We start from the raw sequence: 26,385 nt of genomic DNA on the forward strand, positions 1-26,385 counted from the left end.
AGTAATGCATTAAGCTAACCAGTACTAATTGCCCGTACGGCTTGTCCCTATAACCTTAGCAGGTACAGAGGATAAGACGGTACAACGTTGCGTGTTGTTGATACTACTATTCATTACCCAATCTTTGCTTCTTCCAGATTCAGGCTTTGTCGCTCCATCGAGGACAAATGCCAGTACAAGTTATGCCTGATGACCATAGCAAGTTGGTCCCACCCCTTCCCATCCCGAACAGGACCGTGAAACAACTTTGCGCCGATGATAGTGCTGCAACCAGTGTGAAAGTAGGTTATTGTCAGGCTTGTTATTCGTAGTAAGAGAAAAACCCTTCCGGCATGCCGGGAGGGTTTTTTTTCGTCTGGTGGTTTTGCTGGGATTAACCCCAACGGCAAGGGCTGGGGTCAGACCCCCTGCCATTGATAGTGGCAGGAATCGTGCTGGTGGTTGTGGGGTCTGACCCCGGGGTTAGCTGCCTCGGTAAGTCGAATACGACCACGGCGATACGACCAGCGGTACGTGGTAATTTTCATCGGTATGGGCGATGCCGAAGGCCAGGGTGACCAGGTCGATGAAGCGGGGCGACGGCAGTTCGACGCCTTGTGCGGCAAAGTAGTCGCCGGCGTTGAAGACCAGTTCATACTGGCCAGCTTTCATGCTGTCTCCCTCCAGCAATGGCGTGCTGCAACGACCGTCGCTATTCGTCATATCCATCTTCAGCAAGACTTTGCCTTCCGGCGCGACGGAAAACAGGGCCACCTTGACGCCAGCGCCTGGCCTGCCGTGGGCGATATCGAGTACGTGCGTGCTGAGTTTTCCCATTTGCTATCCTATATGTTCAAGGTGAATGTGCTTATCGTGCAAATCATATACCGCTGCCAGTGCCCGGCGATATGATTGGGCATATATTTCATATAGTCCCCACCGAGGCGAACACCTATGAGCAGCTATGACGATTATCCGCGCGACCTGATCGGCTATGGCCGCACACCTGTACATCCGCAATGGCCGGGCAAGGCCAGGATTGCGCTGCAATTTGTCCTCAATTATGAAGAGGGCGCGGAAAACAGCGTATTGCATGGTGACCAGGCTTCGGAGACGTTTTTATCGGAAATGATAGGCACGACCGCTTTTCCTGCCCGCCACCTGAGCATGGAATCCATTTATGAATATGGTTCGCGCGCCGGACTATGGCGCTTGCTGCGCATGTTCGAAGAGCGCAAGCTGCCGTTGACGGTATTTGGCGTCGCTATGGCGCTGAAACGCAACCCGGAAGCGGTGGCGGCGTTTCAGGAACTGGGCCATGAAATCGCCTGCCATGGCTTGCGCTGGATTTCTTATCAAAATATGGATGAAGCCACCGAGCGTGAGCATATGCGAGAAGCGGTGCAGATTATCCGCGAATTGACGGGTTCCGCCCCGCAAGGCTGGTACACCGGGCGCGATTCGCCAAATACGCGCAAACTGGTGGTCGAGCATGGCGGTTTTCGCTATGACGCCGATTATTATGGCGACGACCTGCCTTTCTGGGAGCAGGTCAGCTATACGAATCCCGCCGGCGTACAGGTCGTGCAGCCGCAATTGATCGTGCCTTACACCCTGGACACGAACGATATGCGATTTGCTGCCATGCAAGGTTTTAACTCGGGCACACAGTTTTTTGATTATTTGAAGGATGCTTTCGATGTGCTGTATGCGGAAGGCGATCCGAACGGCTTGAACCAGCCCAAGATGCTGTCGGTGGGCTTGCACTGCCGCCTGGTCGGGCGTCCTGGCCGGGCGGCGGCGCTGGCGCGCTTTCTGGATTACGTGCAAGGGCATGAACAGGTGTGGATCACGCGCCGCATCGATATCGCCGAACACTGGCACACAATACATCCATACAAATAATCTTTATTGAGTTGGCATGATAAGTAACATCAGTCTTTGCATATAGTTGTCCCGTGTGCCGATGTTAATCTTCAAGACTGGGACCATACCGAGGCCAGCATGTCAGAAGCTATTCGTTTTTATTACCGCGGCGCCGTACAGGAAGTGCGCAACGCTGCACCCACGCAGACTGTCTTGCAGCATTTGCGCGAAGACCTGCATTGCACCGGCACCAAGGAAGGCTGTGCCGAAGGCGATTGCGGCGCCTGCATGGTCGTTGTCGGCAGCCTGGTCAATGGCCAGGTGGAAATGAAGGCCGTCAATGCCTGCATCCAGCTCACGCCCACCCTCGATGGCAAGGCCCTGTTTTCTGTCGAAGACTTGCAGCAGCCCGATGGCGCATTACACCCGGTACAGCAGGCGATGGTGGAGTGTCACGGTTCCCAGTGCGGATTTTGCACGCCCGGTTTCGTGATGTCGCTATGGGGCATGTATTTGAATAAACATGGCGTGGCACCGACCCGCTGCGAAATAGACGATAGTTTGTCGGGCAATTTGTGCCGCTGCACCGGTTACCGTCCCATCATAGCTGCGGCAAAACGCATGGGCGAATTGCCGCTAGTCAGCTTTGATCGCGCGGCATTGGCGGCGCATTTGCAAGCCCTGCAGCGCGACAGCTTGTTGACTTATATTGCAGACGGGCAGCAATTTTATGCGCCACGCACGCTCGACGAATTGGTGCAATTGCGCGCCGACAAGCCGCAAGCCTGTCTGCTGGCCGGCTCCACCGATGTGGGCTTGTGGGTGACCAAGCAGATGCGTGACCTGGGCGAGATCATTTATATCGGCAATGTCGCCGCCTTGAAAACCATCGCGATTGCCGGTGATCAACTGCAGATAGGCGCTGGCGCCAGCCTGAACGATGCTTACGCTGCCCTGTGCCAGCATTATCCCGAGCAATTATCTGAGCTGTGGCAGCGCTTTGCTTCTTTGCCCATTCGCAATGCCGGTACTTTGGGCGGCAATGTGGCCAATGGTTCCCCGATCGGCGACTCGATGCCGTGGCTGATCGTGCTGGGTACGCAGATCGTCTTGCGCGGCGCCAATGGCCAGCGCATCATGCCGCTGGAAGATTTTTATCTGGGCTATCAAAAGAAAGACTTGCTGCCCGGCGAATTCGTCGAGGCGCTGCACGTACCCTTGCCACGTGCTGGCGTGCATTTCCGCACTTATAAACTGGCGAAACGGTTTGACCAGGATATCTCGGCTGTCTGCGCTGCGTTTGCCTTCCGCCTCGATGGCGAGCAGATTCTCGATGCGCGCATCGCCTTTGGCGGCATGGCGGCCACGCCGCAACGCGCTGCGCAAACGGAAGCGTTTTTGCACGGGCAAGTGTGGTCAGAAGAAAACCTGGTCATTGCCATGCGCTTGCTGGCCGACGATTATGCGCCGCTGTCCGACATGCGCGCCTCGAATACGTATCGCATGGTAACCGCACAAAACCTGTTGCGTCGTTTCTGGCTGGAAACGCGGCCTGACGCCCCGCTGTCATCTACCGCCGTCAATGCCTACGCTTGCCGCGCTTGAGAGGAAGAGCATGAACCATCCTGCCTCGCCTGAATTGCAAGCGGCCAGCTGGGCCGCCGTGGGCAAGCCCAGTCCGCATGAATCGGCTGAACTGCATGTTCTGGGGCAAGCTACTTATACGGACGATATTGCCGAGTTGCAGGGTACCTTGCATGCGGCGCTGGGCCTGTCACAAATGCCGCATGCGCACATTACGGCCATGGATTTATCGGCCGTGCGTTCGTCACGCGGCGTGGTGGCGGTCTACACGGCGCAGGATATTCCCGGCACCAATGATTGCGGGCCCATCATTCACGATGATCCCATCCTGGCGCCCGGCCTGGTGCAGTATGTGGGCCAGCCCATCTTTATCGTGGTGGCCGACACGCACGACCATGCGCGCCGCGCGGCCCGTCTGGCGCAAGTCACGTATGACGAATTGCCTGCCATCATGACGCCACAAGCGGCGAAAGCGGCGTTATCGTATGTGCTGCCGCCGATGCGCTTGATGCGTGGCGATGCTGAAGCGGCGTTTGAGACGGCGCCGCATGTAGTCAAAGGGCAGTTATATGTAGGTGGACAGGAACAGTTTTATCTGGAAGGACAGATTTCCTACGCGATTCCAAAAGAGGCGCAGGGCATGCTGGTGCTCTGTTCTACCCAGCACCCTAGCGAGATGCAACACGTGGTGGCGCATGCGCTGGGAGTGCACTCGCATAACATCACGGTCGAATGCCGGCGCATGGGTGGCGGCTTTGGCGGCAAGGAATCGCAATCGGCCCTGTGGGCTGCAGCGTCTGCGATTGCGGCAGCGAAACTGAAACGCCCCGTCAAGCTGCGCGCCGACCGCGACGACGACATGCTGGTGACGGGCAAGCGCCACTGTTTTTATTATGAGTACGAAGTGGGCTACGACGATGACGGAAAAATTCTGGCCGCCAGGGTCGACATGACCACGCGCGCCGGTTATTCGGCAGATTTGTCTGGCCCCGTCGCTACGCGCGCCGTCTGCCATTTCGATAACACCTATTATTTGTCCGATGTGGACATTCGTGCTGCCTGCGGCAAGACCAACACGCAGTCGAACACGGCTTTTCGTGGTTTTGGCGGCCCGCAAGGGGCGATTGCAATCGAGTATGTGATCGATGAAATCGCCCGCCACTTGCAGCGCGATGCGCTCGATATCCGCCTGCTCAATTTTTATGGCCGCAACGATACTGAGGGGCGCAATGTCACGCCCTACGGGCAGAAGATCGTCGATAACGTGATCCACGAGATTGTGGCTGAACTGGAAGAGAGCAGCGATTACCGCGCGCGCCGCGTCGCCATCGATGCCTATAACGAAGCCAGTCCTGTCCTGAAGAAAGGCCTGGCATTCACACCGCTGAAATTCGGCATTGCCTTCAACGTTACCCATCTGAACCAGGCTGGTGCGCTGGTGCATGTGTATGTGGATGGTTCCGTGCTGGTTAACCATGGCGGCACGGAAATGGGGCAAGGCATCAATACCAAGGTCATGCAAGTGGTGGCGCATGAATTGGGTCTTGATTTGCATCATGTGCGGGCCACGGCCACGGATACCAGCAAGGTGGCCAATACCTCGGCCACAGCCGCTTCGACCGGCGCCGACCTGAACGGCAAGGCGGCGCAGGATGCGGCGCGCCAGATCCGTGAACGGCTCGGTGATTACGCGGTCAAACTGTATGGCGGCGATGCCGCGTCGGTGCATTTTTTTGATAACCATGTGCACGTGAATGGTCACGTCGTGGCGTTTCCCGAGCTGGTGCAAAAGGCGTACTTGGCGCGGGTGCAGCTATGGTCTGACGGTTTTTATGCCACGCCCGGTTTGCACTGGGATGCAAAGACGATGACGGGCCACCCATTTTCGTATTACGCCTATGGCGCCGCGGTGGCCGAAGTGGTGGTCGATACTTTGACGGGCGAATGGAAGCTGCTGCGCGCCGATGCCTTGTATGATGCGGGCCAGTCGCTCAATCCTGCGATTGATATCGGCCAGGTGGAAGGCGCGTTTATCCAGGGCATGGGCTGGCTGACAACGGAGCAATTATGGTGGAATGGCGCGGGCAAGCTGATGACGCATGCGCCATCGACGTATAAAATTCCCGGCGTCTCCGATTGCCCGGAAGACTTCCGCGTCAAACTCTTCCACAACCGCAATGTGGAAGACAGCATCCACCGCTCCAAGGCCGTTGGTGAGCCGCCGCTGCTGCTGCCGTTTTCCGTTTTCTTTGCTATCCGCGACGCCATTTCCAGCGTGGCCGGCCATCGCGTGCAACCGCCGCTGAACGCACCCGCTACCAGCGAAGAAATCCTCAAGGCGGTGATGGCCGTACAAGCGGCAGCCAGTCCGGTGCAGGAGCGGTGATGAGCGACTGGCTGACAGCGTCAAGAAATGAAGACGGCACGCAGGCATCGGTGCTGGTGACGGTTGCCCTGGTGGAAGGCTCGGGTCCACGCGAAGCGGGCGCAAAGATGCGTGTCAGCCTCGATGGCCAGGTCGATACCATAGGCGGTGGCCACCTGGAATTGCGCGCCGTGGAAATCGCCAAGACCATGCTGATGACGGGCGTCAATACTGCTTGCCTGGAACGCTTTGCGCTGGGTCCCAGCCTGGGCCAGTGTTGTGGCGGCGTCGTGTATCTGGTCTTCGAGCCGGTCGATGCTGGTTTGACGCAGGTGCTGGAGATGTTGCGCGAGCGCCGCCAGCAAGATAGCTGGCGGGTGACGGCGCTCGATGGCGACGCAGTGTCGGCCCTGTTCGATGCACAGACAAACTTGCTGGCAGGTACGCCCATGCAGGCGCCCGCGCATGTACCCACAACCTTTTCACGCGAGAGGGGTACGCATGTGGCGCAAGATGGTAGCGGGCGGCGCTGGCTGATCGATCCTTGCCTGGCGCCGCGCGCGCATCTGACACTGTTTGGCGCCGGCCACGTGGGCGCCGCCATCGTGCGGGCGCTGGCCGACTTGCCGTGTAATATCACCTGGGTCGATGAACGCGAGGATATGTTCCCCGCACATATGCCCGATAATGTGCGCATCGCCGCCACCGACATGCCCGAGGAATTCGTCGCCATGGCGCCTGCCGGTGGCAGCTTTTTGGTCATGACACACAGCCATGCGCTCGATCAGCGCTTGACGGAAGCCATCATGGCACGCGAGGATGGCGGCTGGTTTGGTTTGATCGGCTCGCACACCAAGCGCAAGCAGTTTGAACACCGCTTGCAAATACGCGGCGTGCCCGCCGAACGTATCGCCGCCATGGTATGTCCTATCGGCATGCCGGGCATACACAACAAGGCGCCGGCCGTGATTGCCGCCTCGGTTGCCTGTCAATTATTAATGGTGTGGGAGGAAGCTGCACAAGCAGCCCTGGCTACACCGCTGCGGCTGGTGTCTACCAGTCTGCCAGCGCGCCGCAAAAAGCGCGCAGTTCATCAGTTATAGAAAGAGTTCATGTTGACAGTACCCGTATCATCGCAAGCTTATCGTGCCAGCTTGCTGCACTTTCACGCCGATCCCGCTTTCAGCGAGCAGGCCCATGCCTGGCATGAAGATGGCTTGCTGATCGTGGCCGATGGCAAGATTGTCGCTGCCGGTGATTTTGTACAGTTGCAGGCCAGCTTGCCGCCCGGCACGAACATTGTTGATTACCGGGGCAAGCTGATCGTGCCGGGATTTATCGATACCCATCTGCATTTCCCGCAAACGGAAATGATCGCTTCGCCTGCCCCTGGCCTGTTGCCATGGCTGGAAACGTATACTTTTCCCACCGAGCGCAGCTTTGCCGATCCGGAACATGCGCGCGATGTCGCCGAGTTTTTTCTCGATGAGCTGCTGCGCTGTGGCACCACCACGGCGATGGTGTATGGCAGCGTGCATCCGCAATCGGTCGATGCCTTCTTTACGGCCAGTGAAGCGCGTGGTTTACGCATGGTGGCAGGCAAGGTCATGATGGACCGCAACTGCCCAGAGTTTTTGCGTGACACGGCGGAGTCGGGCGCACGCGAAACGGAAGCGCTGATACAGCGCTGGCACAAGCACGGCCGTTCGCTGTATGCCATCACGCCCCGCTTCGTGCCCACCTCTACGAATGAACAAATGTTTCTGGCGGGCGAACTGGCGCGCGCCTACCCCGATACTTATTTGCAGACCCACGTATCGGAAAACGAAGATGAATGCCGCTGGGTGCGCCAATTGCATCCGCAGGCGCGCAGCTACCTGGATGTGTATGACAGCTACGGCATGCTGCGCCCGCGCGCCATGTTTGGTCATTGCATCTGGCTCGACGAGCGCGACCGTGAGCGCATGGCCGAGACAGCCTCGGCGGCGGCGGTTTGTCCCACATCAAACTTGTTCCTGGGCAGTGGCCTGTTTGATTTCGAACAGGCCGATGCAGCGCGCATGCTGATCTCGCTGGCGACCGACGTGGGGGCTGGCACGAGTTTCTCGATGTTGCAAACCATGAACGAAGCCTATAAAGTAGCACGCTTGAAAGGCAGTTATCTGCCCGCCATGCGCATGTTTTACCTGGCGACCCTGGGCGCGGCGCGCAGCATGCAGCTCGAAGGCACGCTCGGTAATTTCAAGCCGGGCACGGAAGCCGACTTTATCGTGCTCGACAAAAAATCCACGCCGCTGCTGGAACGCCGCACGGCTGCCTGCCAGAGTCTGGAAGAGTTGTTGTTTGCTTTCGCCTTGCTGGGCGATGACCGCAGCGTGGCTGCTACTTACTCGGGGGGCAACTGCGTGCATGTGCGGTAGCGGGCTGAACCTTTTCCTGAACACCCCACTTATTGAGAATGCTGATGCAAAAGAAAATCCCTGCTCTGACCCTGGCCGCCATGCTGGCGCTATCTGGCGTCGCTCATGCTGTCACCCCGGCCGCCACCCCGGCGGCCAACGAAGCGGCCACCGCGCGTCATTTCGCCGCGCTGGTGTCGGGCACGCAGCCGAAGACGGCCGAGCTGAACCTGTTCTTTTCCATGATGCCCAAAGGCGGCGATCTGCATCATCATTACTCGGGCGCCATTTATGCTGAGCAATTTCTCGATTGGGTCGACAAGGAAAACTACTGCGTCAACAAGACCACCTACCGCATCGAAAGCCAGAAAGACGTGATCGCCGCCGAGCGCGCCAAGCCGGCCGGCCAACGCAACTGCTTGTCCTCGTCGGAAGTGTTTGCCGATCCTGGCCTGTATGCGGAATTGCTGCAGCGCTGGTCGACCAAGGATTTTTATAACCATGGCGGCATCCAGACCCCGCCTGACCGTACCTTTTTTGATACGTTTGGCTATTTCGGCCCGGTTGCCTCGACCAATACCGCCGATGGCTTGAAAACCCTGAAGCAGCGCGCCATCGCCGAAAACCTGAGCTATATCGAAACCATTTTCGAATTGTCGCCCTTCATATCGAATCCACAGTTCGACCAGCAGGCGCTGGCGCCAGGCTTGACGCCGGCCGCGCTGCACACCCTGTTAGCCGGCTGGACGCACAACCTGGAGCAGGACGCTGCCTTCCAGAAAAGCATCACCGCCTATAACGATAACGTGAACACCAGTAGCGCCGGCATCGACGACGCCAACTTCACCATGCGCTACCAGGCTTATGTGCTGCGCTTCCTGTCGCCGTCACAAGTGTTTTCGTCGATGGTCGCCGCCTTCAAGGCTGCCAGCCTGAACCCGCTGGTGGTGGGCGTCAATATCGTGGGCCAGGAAAGCGTGAATGTATCGATGCGCGATTACAGCCTGCACATGGAAATGTTCAAGTTCCTCAAGGCCAAGTATCCGCACGTGAAGATCGCCCTGCATGCCGGTGAACTGGCGCTGGGCATGGTGCCGCCGGAAGGCCTGGCCTTCCACATCGCCGAAGCCGTCGATGTGGCTGGCGCTGACCGTATCGGTCACGGCATGGATATCGCCTATGAGCACAATGCCCTGGCCACCATGCAGAAAATGCGCGAGCGCGGCATTCCCGTGGAAGTGAACCTGACCAGCAACGATTACATCCTGGGTATCAAGGGCCAGGCCCATCCAGTGACCTTGTACCGCAAGTACGGCGTGCCGTTCGTCATTTCCACCGATGATGCCGGCGTATCGCGTAACACCTTGTCGAATGAGTATGTCTTGTTTGCCAGCCAGTACAAGACCGATTACGCGGAAATCAAGAAGCTGTCTTACAACAGCTTGCGTTACTCCTTCCTGGCTGATGCGGATAAACAACGTTTGCTGAAAGCACTTGATGTCCGCTTTGCGAAATTTGAGGCGCAGGTCGCTGCGTCTGATCAGCCTGTCAAAGGCAGCAAGCCGTAAGTTGCTTGATAGTTAAAATTTACGTGATTCTGCGGCCGGATTTTCCGGCCGTTTTTCTTTCTTCCTTTTACCTTAATTGATGATTGATTGGCAACTCTGTGGCGGCCAAGCGACACAATTAACGGCAGATGCATATCTTTATATGATTTCCTAATTGAATCAATTTCAAGCACATATTGCTCATTTATAATTTCGCGCCATAGGCCCGGACCATGCGAAGACGATATCAAATTCCCGATTTCTGACCTGGTATTTATACTTTTTGTATATAAATATCTAAAGTAAAACGTATTTGTCATCCATTTTTTGATGATGCATAGTGAGATCAGACTGATATTAAAAAGTCACATTTCACCTCTTCGAGGTGGTCTTTATCGGGCATTTGCAGTAGATCCAGATGACAAGTCCAGTGAAATCATTCGTCGCACAAGGATGTGTCGAATTTCACGACGAGTCATAGCCGTGTCACAGTCCTGACATATTTAACAATTACACTGCCGCCTGGCCTGTACGTCCGGTCAAGTTTGTTAAGTGAATGACAAAGGAGCTAGCGCCCTGCGTTATTGCGAATGAAGCAAGTGAGTCATTCGTTTTTTGCTTGAATATGGATGGTTTGTGTCAGGAAGCGCAGGCAGTGCAGGGTCCAGCAGAGGCCCGCAGCCAGGCCGGTCCCCGTCAAGGTCCGTTGCCAGTCCAGCCGGCGTAACAGTTGCAGCATCGTAAAGAGGGAATCTTGTGTTGGTGATGGTGTGTGGCCTAGCCAGGCACCAGAGCAAGCCAGGATTCTCAAAAAATAATAGTCTTTTCTGGGGTTAAAGATGATCAATCACAAACGACTTCGGCTAACGCAAATCGCGTTAAGCCTGTCTATTGCACTGGCGGCGGCACCATCGTTCGCACAGAACACCACGTCCGCTATCGGCGGACGTATTTCCGCTGGTGATGGCAAGCCTGCTGCAGGCGCCGTCGTTACCATTGTGCACACCGAATCGGGCTCCGTCAGCAATGTGACGACCGATGCGGAAGGCCGTTACGTTGCGCGCGGCTTGCGTGCGGGCGGTCCTTACACGATCACCGTCACCAAAAACGGTGAAGTGGAAAAACGCGAAAACGTGTTCCTGCAATTGGCTGAAACGGCCAACGTGGACGCTACCCTGGGCGCCCCTGAAATGCAGGTCGTGAAAGTGAGCGGCAACGCCGCCCGCGCGCAGATTTTCAATAGCACCAATATGGGCGCCGGCACCAGCATCAGCAACACTGATCTGCAAACCCAGGCGTCGATCTCGCGCAGCCTGCAAGACTATGCCCGCGTCGATCCGCGTTTGTCGCAAACCGACAAAGGCCGTGGTGAAATCTCGATGGGTGGCCAAAATTCGCGCTACAACTCGATGACCATCGACGGCGTGGCTGTGAACGATACCTTCGGCCTGGAAGCTTCTGGTACTGCTACCGGCAAACAGCCGATCTCGATCGAAGCGATCCAGTCGGTGCAAGTGAACGTCGCCAACTATGATGTGACCCAAAAGGGCTATACCGGCGCCAACATCAACGCCGTGACCAAATCGGGTACCAACACTGTCAAAGGCAGTGTGTACTATGTATTCCGCGACGATAGACTGGCAGGCGACCGTTACAACGATACCGCTGGCACGTATGCGGCAGCACCAAAGTCAAAGGACACCACCAAGGGTATCACCATGGGTGGACCTTTGATCCAGGACAAATTGTTCTTGTTTGCGAACTATGAGAAAACAGCAAGCTCGCGCAGCTCGCCGTCATTTGGCCCAATCGGCAGCTCGGCTACCAACGTTGCCATCTCGCAGTCGGCCATCGACAGCGCTATCGCGATTGCCAAAGACAAATATGGCATGGATATCGGCAGCTCGGCCATCCCAAGCGGTACCGAATTTACCGCCACTGAGAAACTGCTCAAGCTCGATTGGAACTTGACCGATACCCAGCGCGTGATGTTGCGTTACTCGAAGAGTGATCAGGCTGAGCCGATTTTCGTCGGCTTCAGCCCGACCGGTATTTCGTTGAGCTCGTACTGGTATTCCCAGCAAAAGAGCCTGGAAACTGTCGTTGGCCAATGGACGGCCGAGTGGAGTCCGGCTTTCTCGACCGAGGTCAAGGTGTCGAGCCGCAAATATAATAGCGTGCCGAATAATAATGCCAAGCTGCCGTCGATTGGTTTCCGCTTCTCCGGTCCAGTGCCGGACGGTGCGACTGGTCTGAATAGTACTGACCGCTTCCTCAATTTCGGTACCGAGCAAAGCCGTCAAATGAACGTGCTGCGCACCGACACCCGTGACGCCTACTTTGGCGCCAACTGGAACGTGGGCGACCATGAAGTCAAGTTCGGCACGGATTACAGCGAGAACAAGATTTATAATGCGTTCTTGCAGAACGTCAACGGTAACTACACCTTTGGCTGTATCGACAAGATCAAGTATTCCTTCGATCAAAGCGGTAATTTCCTCTGCACCGGCGCGACCGCGACTGCAGCCCGCATCCAGGCCGCTATCCTCGAAAACTTCAGCCTTGGCCGTCCGACTGTCTACAACTTGCAAGCAGCCGTTCCAGGCAGCACGCTCGATGACGCTATCGCCCGTTTCAATCTGAAAAACATCGGCCTGTTCGTGCAAGATACGTGGACCGTCAACAAACAGCTGACGGTGAGTGCCGGTCTGCGCATTGATGGTGCCCGCATCGGCGACAAGCCGCTGCGCAATGATATCGCTGCCTTGCCAGTCGGCCCATTGGTGAATGGCCGTCAAACTGGTGGTTTCGGTATCGACAATACCCACACCATCGATGGCCAGAATCTGTATCAGCCACGCGCTGGCTTCAACTACAAGTTCGACACTGCACGCCCAACCCAGATACGCGGCGGCTTCGGTCTGTTCCAAGGCGCTGCGCTGGCAGTCTGGCTGGGTAATCCTTTCCAGAACACTGGTGTCGTGCTGCGTAACATCAGCTGCACCTATGCTGCCGGTACTTGCCCGTCTGATGGTGGCTTTTTCAGCCCGGATCCAAACAAACAGCCGACCAACGTGGTCAGCACGATTCCTGCTGCAAAGGTTGATACACTGGCAACCAATTTGGCCCAGCCATCGGTCTGGAAAGCCAACCTGGCATTCGAACATGAGCTGCCATGGTACGGTCTGGTCGTGGGCGCGGAATACTTGCGCACCAAGACCAAGGATGCGATTTATTATCAAGAGTTGAACCTGGGCGCACCGAACCGCGTCGGTAGCGACGGCCGTCCTCTGTACTACTCGGACAACGGTTACAACCCGAATTGCTGGAATGCTTCGGGCGCCTTGACCGGTGGCACCGGTTGTACGACCCGCACCAAAGGCGCCAACAACGCCGCCTTTGGCCAAGTGTTGCAAGCAACCAAGACCGACAAGGGCGAAGGCAATCTGCTGACCCTGTCGCTGCGCAGCCCGATGCGTGACGGCCTGTCGTGGGGTACTTCGTACACCTACACGGACGCCACTGAAGTGTCGCCGCTGACTTCGTCGACTTCCAGCTCGAACTGGGGTGGCCGTGCCGTGTTCAATCCGAACGAAAACGTCGCGTCCAACTCGAACTATCTGGTCAAGGATCGCTTCACTGCCAACGTTACCTGGCAAAAACGCTTCTTCGGCGAGTATCGCACCAGCTTCGGCATGTTCTATGAAGGCCGTAGCGGCAAGCCATACAGCTGGACGTTCAACAACGACATGAATGGCGACGGCTTGGCTGGCAATGACTTGCTGTACATCCCGAAAGCACCGGGCTCCGGCGAAGTCGCGTTCTATGGCGCAACGCCAGCGGCGCGCGCCGCCAACGAAGCCGCTTTCTGGGCCGTCGTGAACGCCAATGGCGATCTGCGCAATTCGGCAGGTGGCGTTGTCAATCGTAACAAGAGCTTTGCGCCATGGACCAATAACTTCGACATGCGTATTAGCCAGGAAGTACCGGGCTTTTTCAAAGGTAATAAAGGTATCGTTACCCTGGACTTCCTGAACGTAGGCAATATGATCAACCGTAACTGGGGCCATATCACGGAGGTGCCGTTCCAAGGTGCTGGTGGTCTGGTGCGCAGCTTTGTTGACTATATGGGTATCGATGCACAAGGCCGTTATATCTACAACACCCGCCCTGTATCGAGCCTGCAAACCCGTCAAACCGCGGGTGAGTCGCAGTGGGCAGTGCAAGCTACCGTCAAGTACGAATTCTGATGTCGTAATGTCGGTGTAACTTAAAAAACGGCTGGTGGCGACACCAGCCGTTTTTTTTATAGGCAAGATGGTTTACTCTTTCCCCTTTTTACAGAATACGAATTCCATGGCTCACTTTCTACGCACACCGGTCGCCAGCGCGGCCCTGATCCTGGCCCTGTCGGCCTGCAGCCATTTTGCTCCCGCCCCGATTGCTGCGCGCAGCGGCCCGGTTGAAGTGAACCTGGTCGCCCTCAACGACTTCCACGGCAATCTCGACCGCAGCAAGTTCAGCTACACCAGCGTGAGCGACCCTGCCAGCAAGACGGTGGATGCGGGTGGCATCGATACCTTGTCCGGCGCCCTGGCGGCGTGGCGTCGCGAAGATGCGCAACTGATTTTTGTCGGCAATGGCGACCTGATAGGCGCCAGCCCTGGCATGTCGTCGTTGTGGGCCGATGAACCGAGCATCGTGGCCATGAATATGCTGGGCATGAAAGCCAGTTCGGTGGGCAACCATGAATTTGACCAGGGCAAGGCGGAATTGCTGCGCCAGCAACGCGGCGGCTGCGAGTCGGTCCGTGCGGACAAGGCCTGCAAATTTGCGCCTGACTTTACCGGCGCCCGTTATCAGTATCTGTCCGCCAATGTGATCGATACGCAAACGGGCAAGCCGCTATTGCCTGCCTACCAGATTGAAGAAGCGCATGGCGTCAAGGTGGGCCTGATCGGCGCCGTGCTGCAAAATACCGCCTCGGTCGTCATGGCCAGTGGTATCGTGGGCTTGAAATTTGGCGATGAAGCCGACGCCATCAACGCTACCTTGCCCGCCTTGCGCGCGCAGGGCGTGGGCGTGTTCGTGGTCTTGCTGCATCAAGGCGGCGAGACGGAAGAGGCGGTTGACCAGGCCGATTGCAGCAAACTCAAGGGGCCGGTAGTCGACATCGCCAAACGCCTCGATCCGGCGATTCAAGTGGTCATCAGCGGTCACTCGCACAAGGGCTACTTGTGCCGCGTCAATGGCCGGCTGGTGACGCAAGCAGAAATGGGCGGGCATATGTTGACGCGCATCAAGCTGAAGGTTGACCCCGCCAAGAATACCGTGCTGAGCGCTAATGCGCAGAACGTTGTCATGTTGCCGGGCGCTTATGCGCCGGACCCAGCCGTGGCCGCTTACCTGGCCTTGATTAAAGAACGCAGTCTGCAAGCGTTGTCGCGTCCTGTGGCCGCGATTACCGTGCCTGTCGTAGGCCGCGAGACCAAGGGTAGTGGCGAGTCGCCGCTGGGCGATATGGTGGCTGACAGTACTTTGTTTGGCACGCGCGCTGCCGGTGCACAAATTGGCCTGATGAATAATGGCGGCATCCGCAAGGACCTGGAGGCGGGTGCGGATCTGATGACCAATGTGGGCCAGAACCAGGCGGTGCTGCCGTTCGGTAACACCCTGACGATCGTCAGCCTGTCCGGCGCGCAAATCCGCGCCCTGCTGGAACAGCAATGGCTCGATGCGGATGCCGAAGATGGCAATTTGCTGCAAGTATCGGAAGGCTTCAGCTACCGCTGGGATAGTACGCGCCCGCAAGGCCAGCGCGTACTGCCGGGCAGCATCACCTTGAATGGCGTGGCGCTCAATGATAGTGAACAATATCGTGTCGCCGCCAACAATTTCCTGGCCGGTGGCGGCGACCGTTTCAGCGTGCTGGCGCAAGGCACGCGCCGGCTCGACACGGGTGTGCGCGACATCGACGCCTTCAGCGACTATCTGATCGACCGTGCACGCAGCGGCAAACCGGCAGGCAGCACCACCGCCGCCGGCCGCATCGTGCGCGTCAAATAATTCAACCCAAGGAAAAAAACCATGCGTCGTCTCTTATTCTCCGTTCTGCTGTCCAGCCTGTTCGCAGGCAGTGCCCACGCCGATTTCACGATACCCGGCTTTGAGCTGGTGCACACGTCACCCGTGGAAACGAGCTTGACCAATCCCGACCTGCGCGAGCCGGCCGTGGTCTGGAGCGAGCTGTTCGATTCCGCCAAGAAAGAGATCGTCATCGCCCAGTTCTACGCCGTCAGCAAACCGGGCACGGCCTTTGAAAAAGTGCTGGCCAGCCTGACGGCCGCGGGCCAGCGTGGCGTCAAAATCCGCTTCCTGCTCGACCAGAAAGGCGTGGGCCTGTCGGAAGCGACTACGATAGCGCGCATCAAGGCGATTCCGAACCTGGAATTGCGCATCATCGATTACAACAAAGTGACGGGCAATGGCATCGTGCACGCCAAATACCTGGCCGTCGATGGCCAGGTCGCCTATGTCGGCAGTCAGAACTTCGATTGGCGCTCGTTCGAACACATCCATGAAACGGGCTTGAAGATCACCGAGCCGACCATTGTGAAGCAGGTACAAGCCATCTTTGAACAGGATTGGCAGGCGCAGGCTTTGACCTCGCAAGGCGGCCGCGCTACAGTGCTCAACAGCAAGGAAGTGCCTGCGAACTACGCACAGAATGCTTTCTTGCTGGCCAGCCCGAATGCGTATAACCCAGCCGGTGTGGGCGATTCGGAAACCGGCTTGCCTGCCTTGCTGGCGGAAGCGAAAAGCGAAGTGCGCATCCAGCTGCTCGACTACGCACCGCTGTCGTATGGCCCGAACCGCACGCGTCCCTACTACGCCGTGATCGACAATGCGGTGCGCGCCGCCGCCACGCGCGGTGTCAAGATCAAGTTGATGGTGTCCGCCTGGAATACGGAAGAGCCTGCCATGGCTTATTTGAAAAGCCTGGCGCTGGTGCCAAACGTGGAAATCCGCATCGTCACGATCCCCACCGCCTCGACCGGTTTTATCCCGTTTGCCCGCGTGATCCACAGCAAGACCATGGTCATCGACGGCAAGCTGGCCTGGGTAGGCACCAGCAACTGGTCGGGCGGCTATATGGACTTGTCGCGCAACCTGGAAGTGGTAATGCGTAATGAAGCCATGGCGCAACGCCTGGCAGCCCTGCACGAACAGACTTGGAGCTCGCCGTACGCCCAGCCTATTGATATCAATAAACATTATCCCAAGCCTGCCAAAGGCACGCCGCAGCTAGCCGGGAAGGAATGAGCATGAAAAAAATAGCATGTGTGCTGGCGCTGGGCGCCGCTTTCGCGACAGGCAATGTATTGGCCTGGGGTAATGATGGCCACCGTGCCGTGGGCGCCATCGCCGACCAGTTGCTCAAGGGCAGCGTGGCTCAGGCCGAATTGAACAAATTGCTGTTGCCTGGCGAAAGCCTGGAAAAGATCGCCAACTGGCCCGATTGCGTGAAGGGTACGTATTGCGGTCCGCAAACGCCGGAAATGCTGGCCTATGTGGCGGCCAATCCCAAGCATAGCGAATACCATTACACGGATATTCCCTTCCAGAACGCGCATTACCACGACCATGACGTGGGCAGCGCCGACGACGATATCGTGCAAACCTTGAAGCAGGCAATTCTGGTGCTGCAAGGCAAAGATGATCCGGCGACCAATCCGCACCAGTTCACCAAACGCCAGGCTTTGATCCTGATCACCCACCTGGTGGGCGATATCCACCAGCCGCTGCACGTGGGCGCTGCGTTCGTGGCCAAGGATGGCCATTTCGTGGTGCCAGCCACGCAGGCGCAAGTCGATGAAGTGGCGATTTTCGATGCGCGTGGCGGTAACAACCTGTTGCTGGACGATGCGAAAATCACGGCCCTGTCGGACGCTACCATCCCTGCGCCCTTGCCAGCGGAAGAGGGCGCGGCCAAGCCGGCCAGCACGTATCCGAAATCGCCGACCAAGCCGCTGCATTCCTACTGGGATACAACGGTAGTCGATTACGCCATGCGCCGTTTGAGCACACGCACGCCTGAGCAATTTGCCCGAAAAGTGATCGCCAGCCAGCCGCAGGTGAGCGTGAATACGGGCGACCCGGTCACCTGGCCGTACCAATGGGCGGACGAGTCGCTGGCCGCGTCAAAAATAGCGTACACCGATGTGGTGGCCGGTCCCGCCACGCAGCAGACCAGCCGCAAGGGCGATGTCTACAATGTGTGGGCCTTGACGGTGCCGGACAATTACCCAGTGCCCAGTTCGGCGCTGGCGAAGCAGCAGCTGATCGAGGGTGGTTATCATCTGGCATCGCTGTTGCAGGCGATCTGGCCATAAATCACCGCATCATGCGGATATAAAAAAAGCGAAGCCCGTGGGCTTCGCTTTTTGCATCGGGCTAAGGGCAACTTAGCGCGATTTGACGAACGGTATGCCGATCGCTTTCGGCGCGACCGATTTCGCCATCAAGCCTGCCAGCACGATCACGGTGACGACGTACGGCACCATCTGGATCAGCGAGCCGGGGATGCGGCCCACGATAGGCAAGTCCACGCCTTCGATCTGGATCTGGATGGCGCTGAAGAAGCCGAACATCAGGCAGCCGAGGAAGGTGTACACAGGACGCCAGTTGCCGAACACCATGGCCGTCAAGGCCAGATAGCCGGCGCCGGCCGACATGTCGCGCAGGAAGAAGCCGCTTTGCACGATGGCCAGGTAGGCGCCCGAGAACGAGCACAGGATGCCGGCCACCAGCATGGCCAGGTAGCGGGTCGCTTCCACGCTGATACCGGCCGAGTCGGCCGCATGCGGGTTTTCACCGCAGGCGCGCAGGCGCAGGCCGAAACGCGTGTGGTACAGCAACCAGTGCACCAGCGGTATCAACAGGAACGCCAGGTAGACCAAAATGGAATGGCCGCCGATCAGGTGAGCGTAGACCCAGCCGATGAAGGGAATGTTTTCCACATACTGGGTACCCGGCAAGACCACGTCGAACAGGCGTGCATTGCCCAGGTCGGGCGTGCGGCCGCCTTGCTGGAAGAAAAATTGCGCCAGAACAAAAGTCAGTCCGCTCATGGCGATGTTGATCGCCATGCCGGCCACCAGCTGGTTACCCTTTTGCGTAATGCTGACATAGGCCTGCAGCAGGGCCAGGGCCACGCACACCAGCATGCCGACGGCCATGCCGTAATACGGGTTTTGCGTGGTGTAGGCGACGGCCGCCGAGGCAAACGCGCTGGCCAGGATCTTGCCTTCCAGGCCGATGTCGATCATGCCGCTGCGTTCGGCGAACAGGCCAGCCATGGCGGCGAAGATCAGTACCGGCGCATTGCGCACGGTCGATACCAGGATGCTGGCGAAATGAAAGTCGTCGAGTGTCATGGTTTAGCCTTTGATGCGCTTGAGCAGGGCGGAAATAGCCGGGGCGTAGAAGTTTTCCATCGCGCCGCAGAACAGGATGATCAAGCCCTGGATAAAGATGAAAGTTTCAGTCGGGATATTCGGTTTTTCCAGCGACAGGTCGAAGCCGCCCTGGATCAGCGCGCCAAACAGCACCGCCGACAGGAAGATGCCGACCGGATGCTGGCGGCCCATCAGGGCAATCGCGATACCGACGAAACCGGCGCCACCGACGAAGTTCAGCGACAGGTAATGGGTAGAGCCCATCACGGAGTTGACCGAACCCAGGCCCGCCAGCGCGCCCGAGATCAGCATCACGATGATGATCATCTTGCTGATCGACACGCCTGCATAGTGGGCTGCGTGCTTGTTCAAGCCCGTGGCGCGCAGCTTGAAACCCCACGAGGAACGCGAGACCATCACACCGTAGATGACCAGCGCAACAATTGCCAGCAGGAAGCTGATGTTCAGCGGCGTGTCGCCCAGCGACGGGAACCAGGTATTGAGCAGCGGCATGGCACCGGCGTCCGCAAATACGCGGCTGGCGGTGTTTTGCTCGCCTGGCGGGATCAGGTATTTCACGATCACGAAGTTCATCAGGCTGGCCGCGATGAAGTTGAACATGATGGTGGTCACCACGATGTGGCTGCCGCGCTTGGCTTGCAGATAACCAGGCAGGAAGCCCCACAGCGCGCCGAACAGCGCCGCGCCTATCATGGCGACCGGAATCAAGAGCCAGGCAGGCAGGGTATGGTCGAAGGCCAGCATGGCCACCGTCAAGCCCAGGCCGCCGATATACATCTGGCCTTCGCTGCCGATATTGAACAGGCCAGCCTGCATCGCCACCGAGACCGACAGGCCGGTGAAAATAAAGGTACTGGCATAGAACAGCGTGTAGCTCAGGCCTTCCGGATTGAGCACGGCGCTGTGGACCAGGATGGACAGCGATTCCAGCGGGTCTTCACCCAGCAGATGAATCACCAGGGCTGCGACCAGCAAGGCCGACAGCAGGTTTAACATGGGCATGACAAAGGCTGTCGCCCAGCGTGGCAGGTCGTTATTCATGATTTATGCATTCCCCCCATCAAGAGACCGATGCGGGTGGTATCGAATTCTTCAATTTTCAGTTCGCCGGTGATGCGTCCGCCGCACATGACCAGAATACGGTCGGCCAGCGCCCGCACTTCTTCCAGTTCGACCGACACCAGCAGGATGGCCACGCCGCTATCGCGCAGGGCCAGCAATTGTCTGTGGATGCTTTCTATGGTGCCGATATCGACGCCGCGTGTCGGCTGGCCGACCAGCATCATTTTCGGTTTTGCCAGCACTTCGCGCGCGATCACCACTTTTTGCTGGTTACCGCCCGACAGCAGACCGATGCGCAGATCCGGGTTGGCCGGACGCACGTCAAAGGTCTTCAGCAATTCCGCGCAGCGCGCACCGATGGCCTTGAAGTTGAACAGGCCCCAGCGGTTTTTCAGGCTGTCCTGATAACCAAGGATGGTGTTGTGCATGACAGAGAAATTTTTCACCACGCCATCGCGCAAGCGGTCTTCCGGGATGTGGGCGATGCCCAGTTTGCGGAAGGTCAACGGCAAGCCGTCGGCATCGGTACGCTTGCCAAACGGCAAGTCCTTGTCCAGGAAGCGCAGCTTGCCCGAACTTGGCAAACGCATGCCCGACAGGATTTCCAGCAGCTCGCTCTGGCCATTGCCCGACACGCCGGCAATCGCGACGATCTCGCCAGCGCGCAAATTGAAGCCGATATCGGCCAGCAGTTTTACCTGTTGTTCATCAGCCAGTTGCAGGTCGGCCACTTCCAGCACCGTGGCGCCCGGATTGTAGGGCGCGCGCGGCAAATGGCTCTGGATAGGGCGGCCCACCATCATATTGGCCAGCTCTTCTTTCGACGTACCGGCAGTGGCGACGGCGCCAACCACCGTGCCGCCGCGCATGACGGTGACGTTGTCGGTGATTTCCAGGATCTCTTGCAGCTTGTGCGTGATCAGGATGATGGTCTTGCCCTGTTCCTTGAACAGGCGCAGGATTTCAAACAGCGAAGCCGTTTCCTGGGCCGTCAGCACGGCCGTTGGCTCGTCGAGGATCAGGATATTGGCGCTGCGGTAAATCTGCTTGAGGATTTCCACGCGCTGCTGCGCACCGACCGACAAGTCTTCGATCTTGCTCAAAGGGTCGACGTCGAGGCGGTAGCGCTCGCAAATTTCGCGCAGCTTGGTTTCCGCTTCGGCGCGGTGGCTGGCCAGGCGGAAGCCGCCTTCCGTACCAAGCATGATATTGTCGAGAACAGTAAAGTTCTCCACCAGCATGAAATGCTGGTGCACCATGCCGATGCCCAGGTTGATCGCTTCCTGGCTGTTGCGGATAGGCTGTACTTTTCCGTCGAGCAGGATTTCTCCGCCGTCGGCACGGTAATATCCGTACAGGATACTCATCAAGGTCGATTTGCCGGCGCCATTTTCCCCTACCAGGCCATGGATGCTGCCCTTGGCGATGGAGAAATTGACGTTGCTGTTCGCCTTCACATGTCCAAAGTGCTTGGAGATGCTGCGAAATTCTACTGCTGGCTGCATAGGTTCATAACTAGATAGTTTCATGGAAACGCGCCGCGCGGGGACCAGCCCCGGCGGCGCGCTTAGTGATGAAGAGTGAGTTTAGACCGGGCAGCTGCTGCCGACGCGGTAGTCGATCACTTTGACCTTGCCATCGATAATATCTTTACGCGCACCCAACACGCGCTTTTCGATTTCCGGCGTAATCAGCTTGCGGTTGTTCGCGTCGAGCGCCCAATCCACGCCGCCTTCTTTCAAGCCTTTGGACACCACGCCACCCTTCCAGGTACCGTTCTTGACTTCCATGAAGCTGTCGTAGACCGTGTTATCGACGCGCTTGACCATCGAGGTCAGGATGGTGCCTGGATACAGCGCGTTCTGGTTCGAATCGACGCCGATGGCCAGCTTGCCTTTTTCCTTGGCCATTTGCAAGGTACCCAGACCGCTGCCGCCAGCAACGGCGAAGACCACATCGACGCCGCGCTCGAATTGCGAGCGGGCCAGTTCGCTGCCCTTGGCCGGGTCATTCCAGGCGCTGGCGGTGGTGCCAACCATGTTTTGCGTAATCTCGGCTTTCGGATTGACCGACTTGGCGCCTTGCGCGTAGCCGCAGGCGAAGTTGCGGATCAAGGGAATGTCGATGCCGCCGATAAAGCCGACTTTTTTGCTTTTGCTGGCCATGGCTGCTGCCACGCCGACCAGGTAGGAGCCTTCTTCTTCCTTGAAGAGTACCGAGTTGACGTTGGCGCCAGTGGCCGTGCCGTCGATCAGCACGAATTTCACGTTGGGAAATTCCTTGGCGACTTTTTGTACCGCTTGTGTCTGGGAAAAGCCGATCGAAGCGATCATGTCGAGTTTTTTGCGCGCCAGGCCACGCAATACTTGCTCGGCTTGGGTGTCGCTGGACGCCTGCACTTCGATAAACGAGATGCCGGTATCTTTCTTGAAGCGCTCTGCGCCTTCGAAAGCGGATTGATTGAACGACTTGTCGAACTTGCCGCCCGCGTCATACACGATACCCAGTTTAGGGGTAGCCGCGGACGCTTGAGCAGCCAGCAATGCGGCTGCGATCGTCAAACTAAATTGTGTAAGTTTCATGAATTGGCTCCTGGAAGACCGATATTGTATATTTTTTATAGGGGAAACATCTAATTTGGGGCCGATTTAAGCTGTTTTTCATACACAAGGAAATGATTCCTTATCAACATTGCACCGTATCAGGCAAGATCATTGCTGGTCCAGCATGGTTTTATGTCTACAGTGTGATGCTCATGCAACAGTCGCGCCGCGTCTCTTTTATGGTTACAACATCGTGGCTATCGCCGGAACTGGCTGGAAGGCAAACACAGGACCGGCGCCGTGATGGGCGTCCAGACCACTATGCATCATGCCAGATATGTATGACAAATACGTTTTTGTTTAGGGATTTATATGTAAGGCGTATAAATCCTCAGGCCAAGATCAAGCTGCCGGTGGATTCAGGATATTCAGGAAGGCGCGTACCACCGGCGCATCATCGAGCGTGGTGTAACTGATATACAGGTTGGCGGACGGCGGATTGGTCTTGATGGGTAAAAACACCACGCCGGGCCAGCCGATGCGGCTGGTGGTTTCCGGCACCAGGGTCACGCCCAGGCCCGCGCCCACCATGGCCAGCAGGGTTTGCGGTTCGCTCGCTTCCTGGAAAATCACCGGTTCGAAGCCGGCGTTCACGCAGCATTGCACCAGGTAGCGGGGAAAGGCGGACTTGTCCAGGTTGAGGGTCAGCAGCGGTTCGTTGGCGATGTCGATCAGCTCGATGGATGTCTGTTTCGCCAGTGGATGGTGTTCATTGACGGCCACGCAGACATTTTCGCGGAAGCACAGTTCCTGGCGCAGATTGTCGTGGCGCAAGTCGTCATCGTTGAGTTTGGGTTCGCGCCAGAAACCCACGTCGATCTGCTTGGCGCGCAGCGCTTCATATTGGGCGTTGGGGCCGGACTCATGCAAAGTCCAGGTGACGCGGGGAAATTTGGTCTGGAATTCTTCCAGCAGGCTGGGGATAGGCCCCCACATGGCCGAGCCGACGATGCCCACGCGCAAGCGGCCCACTTCGCCACGGTCGATCTGGCGTATGGTGTCGATGGTCATGCGCATCTTGGCCAGCAAATCGGCTGCCTCGTTCATCAGCGCCTTGCCCGCCACTGTCAGCTCGAAAGTGCGCGTGGTGCGCGCAAACAGCCGCACGCCCAGTTCGCTTTCCAGTTTCATGATCTGCTGGCTCAGGGGCGGCTGCGAGATGTGCAGGCGCTCCGCTGCGCGGCTGAAGCTTTTCTCCTCAGCCACGGCGAGAAAATACTTTAACTGTTTCAGATCGATGGACATGCTTTCCTTGGCGTTGCTTGATGCTCGGGAATGGCGCGCCGGCACTGAAAGGCCGGCGCGCCTTGTTACAGTCCTATTATCGTGCCAGCACCGCCGGCATGGCAATGGCTAATGCCGCGCCGACCTTGGCATTGTGCTTGACCAGCGCAATATTGGTGGCCAGGCTGCGGCCATCCGTCAATTGCTTGATGCGTGCCAGCAGGAATGGCGTGACCTGTTTGCCTTTCACGCCGCCGGTGTCGGCTTCCTGCAACGCTTGCGCCGTGATGGCGTCGATTTCTTCCTTTGGCATCGCTTGCTCGGCAGGAACAGGATTGCTGACCACCACGCCGCCTTTCAAGCCCAGCTGCCACTTGGTGGCGATGAAGGCAGCCTGTTCAGCAGCGGTATCGAGGCGGAAATCTGCCTTGAAGCCGCTTTCACGCGTGAAGAAAGCAGGAAAACCTTCCTGGCCCACGCTGATGACCGGCACGCCATGCGTTTCCAGGTATTCCAGCGTCAGGCCGATGTCGAGGATGGATTTCACGCCTGCGCAGACCACGGCCACCGAAGTGTGCGCCAGTTCCTGCAAGTCGGCCGAAATATCGAAGCTGGTTTCCGCGCCACGGTGCACGCCGCCGATGCCGCCCGTAACAAACACGGCAATGCCGGCCAGTTCGGCGCAGATCATGGTGGCGGCCACGGTGGTGGCGCCCAGCTTGCCTTGCGACAGCACGAACGGCAAGTCGCGGCGGCTGACCTTCATGGCGTCGGGCGAGGTGCCCAGCAATTCCAGTTGCTCTGGCGACAGGCCCACGCAGATCTTGCCGTCGATGATGGCGATGGTGGCAGGCACGGCGCCGCCGTCACGGATGATCTGTTCCACTTCGCGCGCCATTTCCACGTTTTGCGGATAAGGCATGCCATGCGAAATGATGGTCGATTCCAGCGCCACGATGGCTTTGCCGGCGGCGCGCGCGTCTAGTACTTCTTGCGAGAAGGAAAGGAAATTGTGCAGCTGTGTCATGGTTTAGTCCTGTTGAAAAAGGGTAGGGGGAGGTGGCGCCAGGTCGGCGTCGTCGATATCGTCGAGCGCATCGGCCGAGATCAGCGGTGATACGGTGGCGTCGGATTCCAGGGTCATGGCGGCCAGCTTCAAGCCGCGCCGGCACGCCAGTTTCAAGTCATGCCTGTCGTGATACAGCGACCAGCAGACGGCGGCCGAGAAAGCGTCACCGGCGCCCGTCACGTCGACGGCATCGACTTCGCGCGCGGCCAGGTGGGAAATCGGGGCGTCCAGGCTCTCGCCATCGGTAAAGTACACGCCTTCGCCGCCACAGGTGACGATCACCTGGCGCGCGCCCTGGCGCTGTACTTCGCGGCAGGCGGCGCGCAGCTCGGCTGCCGTGGGCAAGGCCCGCGCCACGCGCGTTTCCAGTTCGCCACGGTTCAATATCAGCAGGCGCAAGCCCGTCAGGTCTTGCGGCAGATGGGCCATCTTCGGTTGCGAGACGGCCACGATCACCAGTGGCGCGGCATCGTTATTGCGCGCGTAGTCCAGCAGGGTGGTCACGCTGTCATGGCCCAGGTTCAGGTCGCACACGGTCAGGGCGGCAGCGGCGCGCTGGGGCTGGCGGCTGTGTAAAAAGGCCGGTGTCAGCTCTTCATATAGTTGCATGTTGGCCATCGCCAGCAGCATTTCGCCATGTTCATCGAGCACGGCGGTATAAGTGCCGCTGCCAGTGTTGCTTAAGTGCAAGCTGCCACGCATGTCGATGCCGGCTTCTTCTGCATGAGTCTGCAGCGCGTGGCCGGCCGCATCGTCACCCAGCGCCGTCAGCAAGGCGACGGGTATCGACAATCGGGCCAGGTTTTCCGCGATATTGCGGCCCACGCCGCCAAACACTTCTTCGGAACGCACCGGATTCGAGGTGCCCATCTGCAAGGTGGCCAGGGTGCGCATCTTGCGATCCAGGTTAGCCGCACCGATGCACAGCACGGGACGGCTGTCGGGCAGCACATAGGCGCGGCCCAGCAGCCGGCGTTCGCGGATCAGGCCCGCGATGTGGCCCGCCACGGCGGAGCGCGACAAGCCAAGTTCGCTCGCCAGGTCTTGCTGCGAGATGAAGGGATTGCCACGTATCAGGGCATACAGCTGGTCTTTTTTGGAGGGGTCGGTCACGGCAGCGATCAGTTGAAAACAATTGTCTTTAACTGTAAACATTTGTTTTATGGCTGTCAATCACTGTCTGAAGCCGCTGGCAGGCAGGCTCATGC

The 26,385-nt window shown here is 58.1% G+C and carries 18 protein-coding genes and 1 rRNA gene; 11 read left to right on the forward strand and 8 right to left on the reverse strand.

What is annotated here, in order from left to right; translation table 11 throughout:
• Positions 1–185: 185 nt before the first annotated feature.
• A 5S ribosomal RNA gene (gene rrf, locus HDE72_RS05225) occupies positions 186–298 on the forward strand.
• A gap of 164 nt (positions 299–462) precedes the next feature.
• On the opposite strand, the gene uraH is transcribed toward rrf, so the two are convergent.
• The gene (gene uraH, locus HDE72_RS05230; RefSeq protein ID WP_035824942.1) at positions 463–816 is read right to left on the reverse strand and encodes a hydroxyisourate hydrolase; all 354 of its coding nucleotides are present in this window, start codon (positions 814–816) and stop codon (positions 463–465) included.
• Between the two features lie 117 nt (positions 817–933).
• On the opposite strand from uraH, the gene puuE reads away from it, so the two are divergent.
• The 10 genes from puuE (at position 934) to HDE72_RS05280 (ending at position 18,133) form a co-directional block, all read left to right on the forward strand.
• Positions 934–1,884, forward strand: coding sequence for an allantoinase PuuE (gene puuE, locus HDE72_RS05235; RefSeq protein ID WP_183737698.1), 951 nt, complete (start codon positions 934–936; stop codon positions 1,882–1,884).
• Positions 1,885–1,983: 99 nt separating this feature from the next.
• Complete coding sequence (gene xdhA, locus HDE72_RS05240) at positions 1,984–3,450, forward strand: xanthine dehydrogenase small subunit (RefSeq protein ID WP_183737699.1); 1,467 nt, start codon at positions 1,984–1,986, stop codon at positions 3,448–3,450.
• 10 nt (positions 3,451–3,460) lie between these two features.
• Positions 3,461–5,815, forward strand: coding sequence for a xanthine dehydrogenase molybdopterin binding subunit (gene xdhB, locus HDE72_RS05245; RefSeq protein WP_183737700.1), 2,355 nt, complete (start codon positions 3,461–3,463; stop codon positions 5,813–5,815).
• The gene (gene xdhC, locus HDE72_RS05250) at positions 5,815–6,897 is read left to right on the forward strand and encodes a xanthine dehydrogenase accessory protein XdhC (RefSeq protein ID WP_183737701.1); all 1,083 of its coding nucleotides are present in this window, start codon (positions 5,815–5,817) and stop codon (positions 6,895–6,897) included. The genes xdhB and xdhC overlap by 1 nt, the downstream gene beginning before the upstream one ends.
• Positions 6,898–6,906: 9 nt before the next feature.
• Positions 6,907–8,214, forward strand: coding sequence for a guanine deaminase (gene guaD, locus HDE72_RS05255; protein WP_183737702.1), 1,308 nt, complete (start codon positions 6,907–6,909; stop codon positions 8,212–8,214).
• Between the two features lie 44 nt (positions 8,215–8,258).
• Complete coding sequence (locus tag HDE72_RS05260) at positions 8,259–9,761, forward strand: adenosine deaminase family protein (protein ID WP_183737703.1); 1,503 nt, start codon at positions 8,259–8,261, stop codon at positions 9,759–9,761.
• Between the two features lie 818 nt (positions 9,762–10,579).
• Positions 10,580–13,990 carry a TonB-dependent receptor gene (locus HDE72_RS05265; RefSeq protein ID WP_183737704.1) on the forward strand — a complete coding sequence of 1,137 codons (3,411 nt, stop codon included), beginning with the start codon at positions 10,580–10,582 and terminating at the stop codon, positions 13,988–13,990.
• Between the two features lie 106 nt (positions 13,991–14,096).
• Positions 14,097–15,806, forward strand: a complete 1,710-nt coding sequence (locus HDE72_RS05270) for a bifunctional metallophosphatase/5'-nucleotidase (protein WP_183737705.1) — start codon at positions 14,097–14,099, stop codon at positions 15,804–15,806.
• Positions 15,807–15,827: 21 nt separating this feature from the next.
• Positions 15,828–17,063, forward strand: coding sequence for a phospholipase D-like domain-containing protein (locus HDE72_RS05275; RefSeq protein WP_183737706.1), 1,236 nt, complete (start codon positions 15,828–15,830; stop codon positions 17,061–17,063).
• A gap of 2 nt (positions 17,064–17,065) precedes the next feature.
• Positions 17,066–18,133, forward strand: a complete 1,068-nt coding sequence (locus HDE72_RS05280) for a S1/P1 nuclease (protein WP_183737707.1) — start codon at positions 17,066–17,068, stop codon at positions 18,131–18,133.
• A 72-nt stretch (positions 18,134–18,205) separates the two neighbouring features.
• Here the strand turns inward: HDE72_RS05280 and HDE72_RS05285 are convergent, their stop codons facing one another.
• The 7 genes from HDE72_RS05285 to HDE72_RS05315 form a co-directional block, all read right to left on the reverse strand.
• Positions 18,206–19,177 (reverse strand): ABC transporter permease, encoded by a 972-nt coding sequence (locus tag HDE72_RS05285; protein ID WP_183737708.1) that lies wholly within the window; start codon positions 19,175–19,177, stop codon positions 18,206–18,208.
• Positions 19,178–19,180: 3 nt separating this feature from the next.
• Positions 19,181–20,260 carry an ABC transporter permease gene (locus HDE72_RS05290; RefSeq protein ID WP_183737709.1) on the reverse strand — a complete coding sequence of 360 codons (1,080 nt, stop codon included), beginning with the start codon at positions 20,258–20,260 and terminating at the stop codon, positions 19,181–19,183.
• Positions 20,257–21,786: an ABC transporter ATP-binding protein gene (locus HDE72_RS05295; protein WP_183738294.1), complete on the reverse strand. Its 1,530-nt coding sequence runs from the start codon at positions 21,784–21,786 to the stop codon at positions 20,257–20,259. Before HDE72_RS05295 ends, HDE72_RS05290 begins: the two co-directional genes overlap by 4 nt.
• A gap of 81 nt (positions 21,787–21,867) precedes the next feature.
• Complete coding sequence (locus HDE72_RS05300; protein WP_183737710.1) at positions 21,868–22,863, reverse strand: BMP family lipoprotein; 996 nt, start codon at positions 22,861–22,863, stop codon at positions 21,868–21,870.
• A 363-nt stretch (positions 22,864–23,226) separates the two neighbouring features.
• The gene (locus HDE72_RS05305) at positions 23,227–24,129 is read right to left on the reverse strand and encodes a LysR family transcriptional regulator (protein WP_183737711.1); all 903 of its coding nucleotides are present in this window, start codon (positions 24,127–24,129) and stop codon (positions 23,227–23,229) included.
• Positions 24,130–24,205: 76 nt separating this feature from the next.
• Complete coding sequence (locus HDE72_RS05310; RefSeq protein WP_183738296.1) at positions 24,206–25,126, reverse strand: pseudouridine-5'-phosphate glycosidase; 921 nt, start codon at positions 25,124–25,126, stop codon at positions 24,206–24,208.
• 12 nt (positions 25,127–25,138) lie between these two features.
• Complete coding sequence (locus HDE72_RS05315; RefSeq protein WP_221291175.1) at positions 25,139–26,332, reverse strand: carbohydrate kinase; 1,194 nt, start codon at positions 26,330–26,332, stop codon at positions 25,139–25,141.
• Positions 26,333–26,385 lie beyond the last annotated feature (53 nt).

The sequence above is a fragment of the Janthinobacterium saanense genome (genome assembly GCF_014200675.1).
Lineage (GTDB): Bacteria > Pseudomonadota > Gammaproteobacteria > Burkholderiales > Burkholderiaceae_D > Janthinobacterium.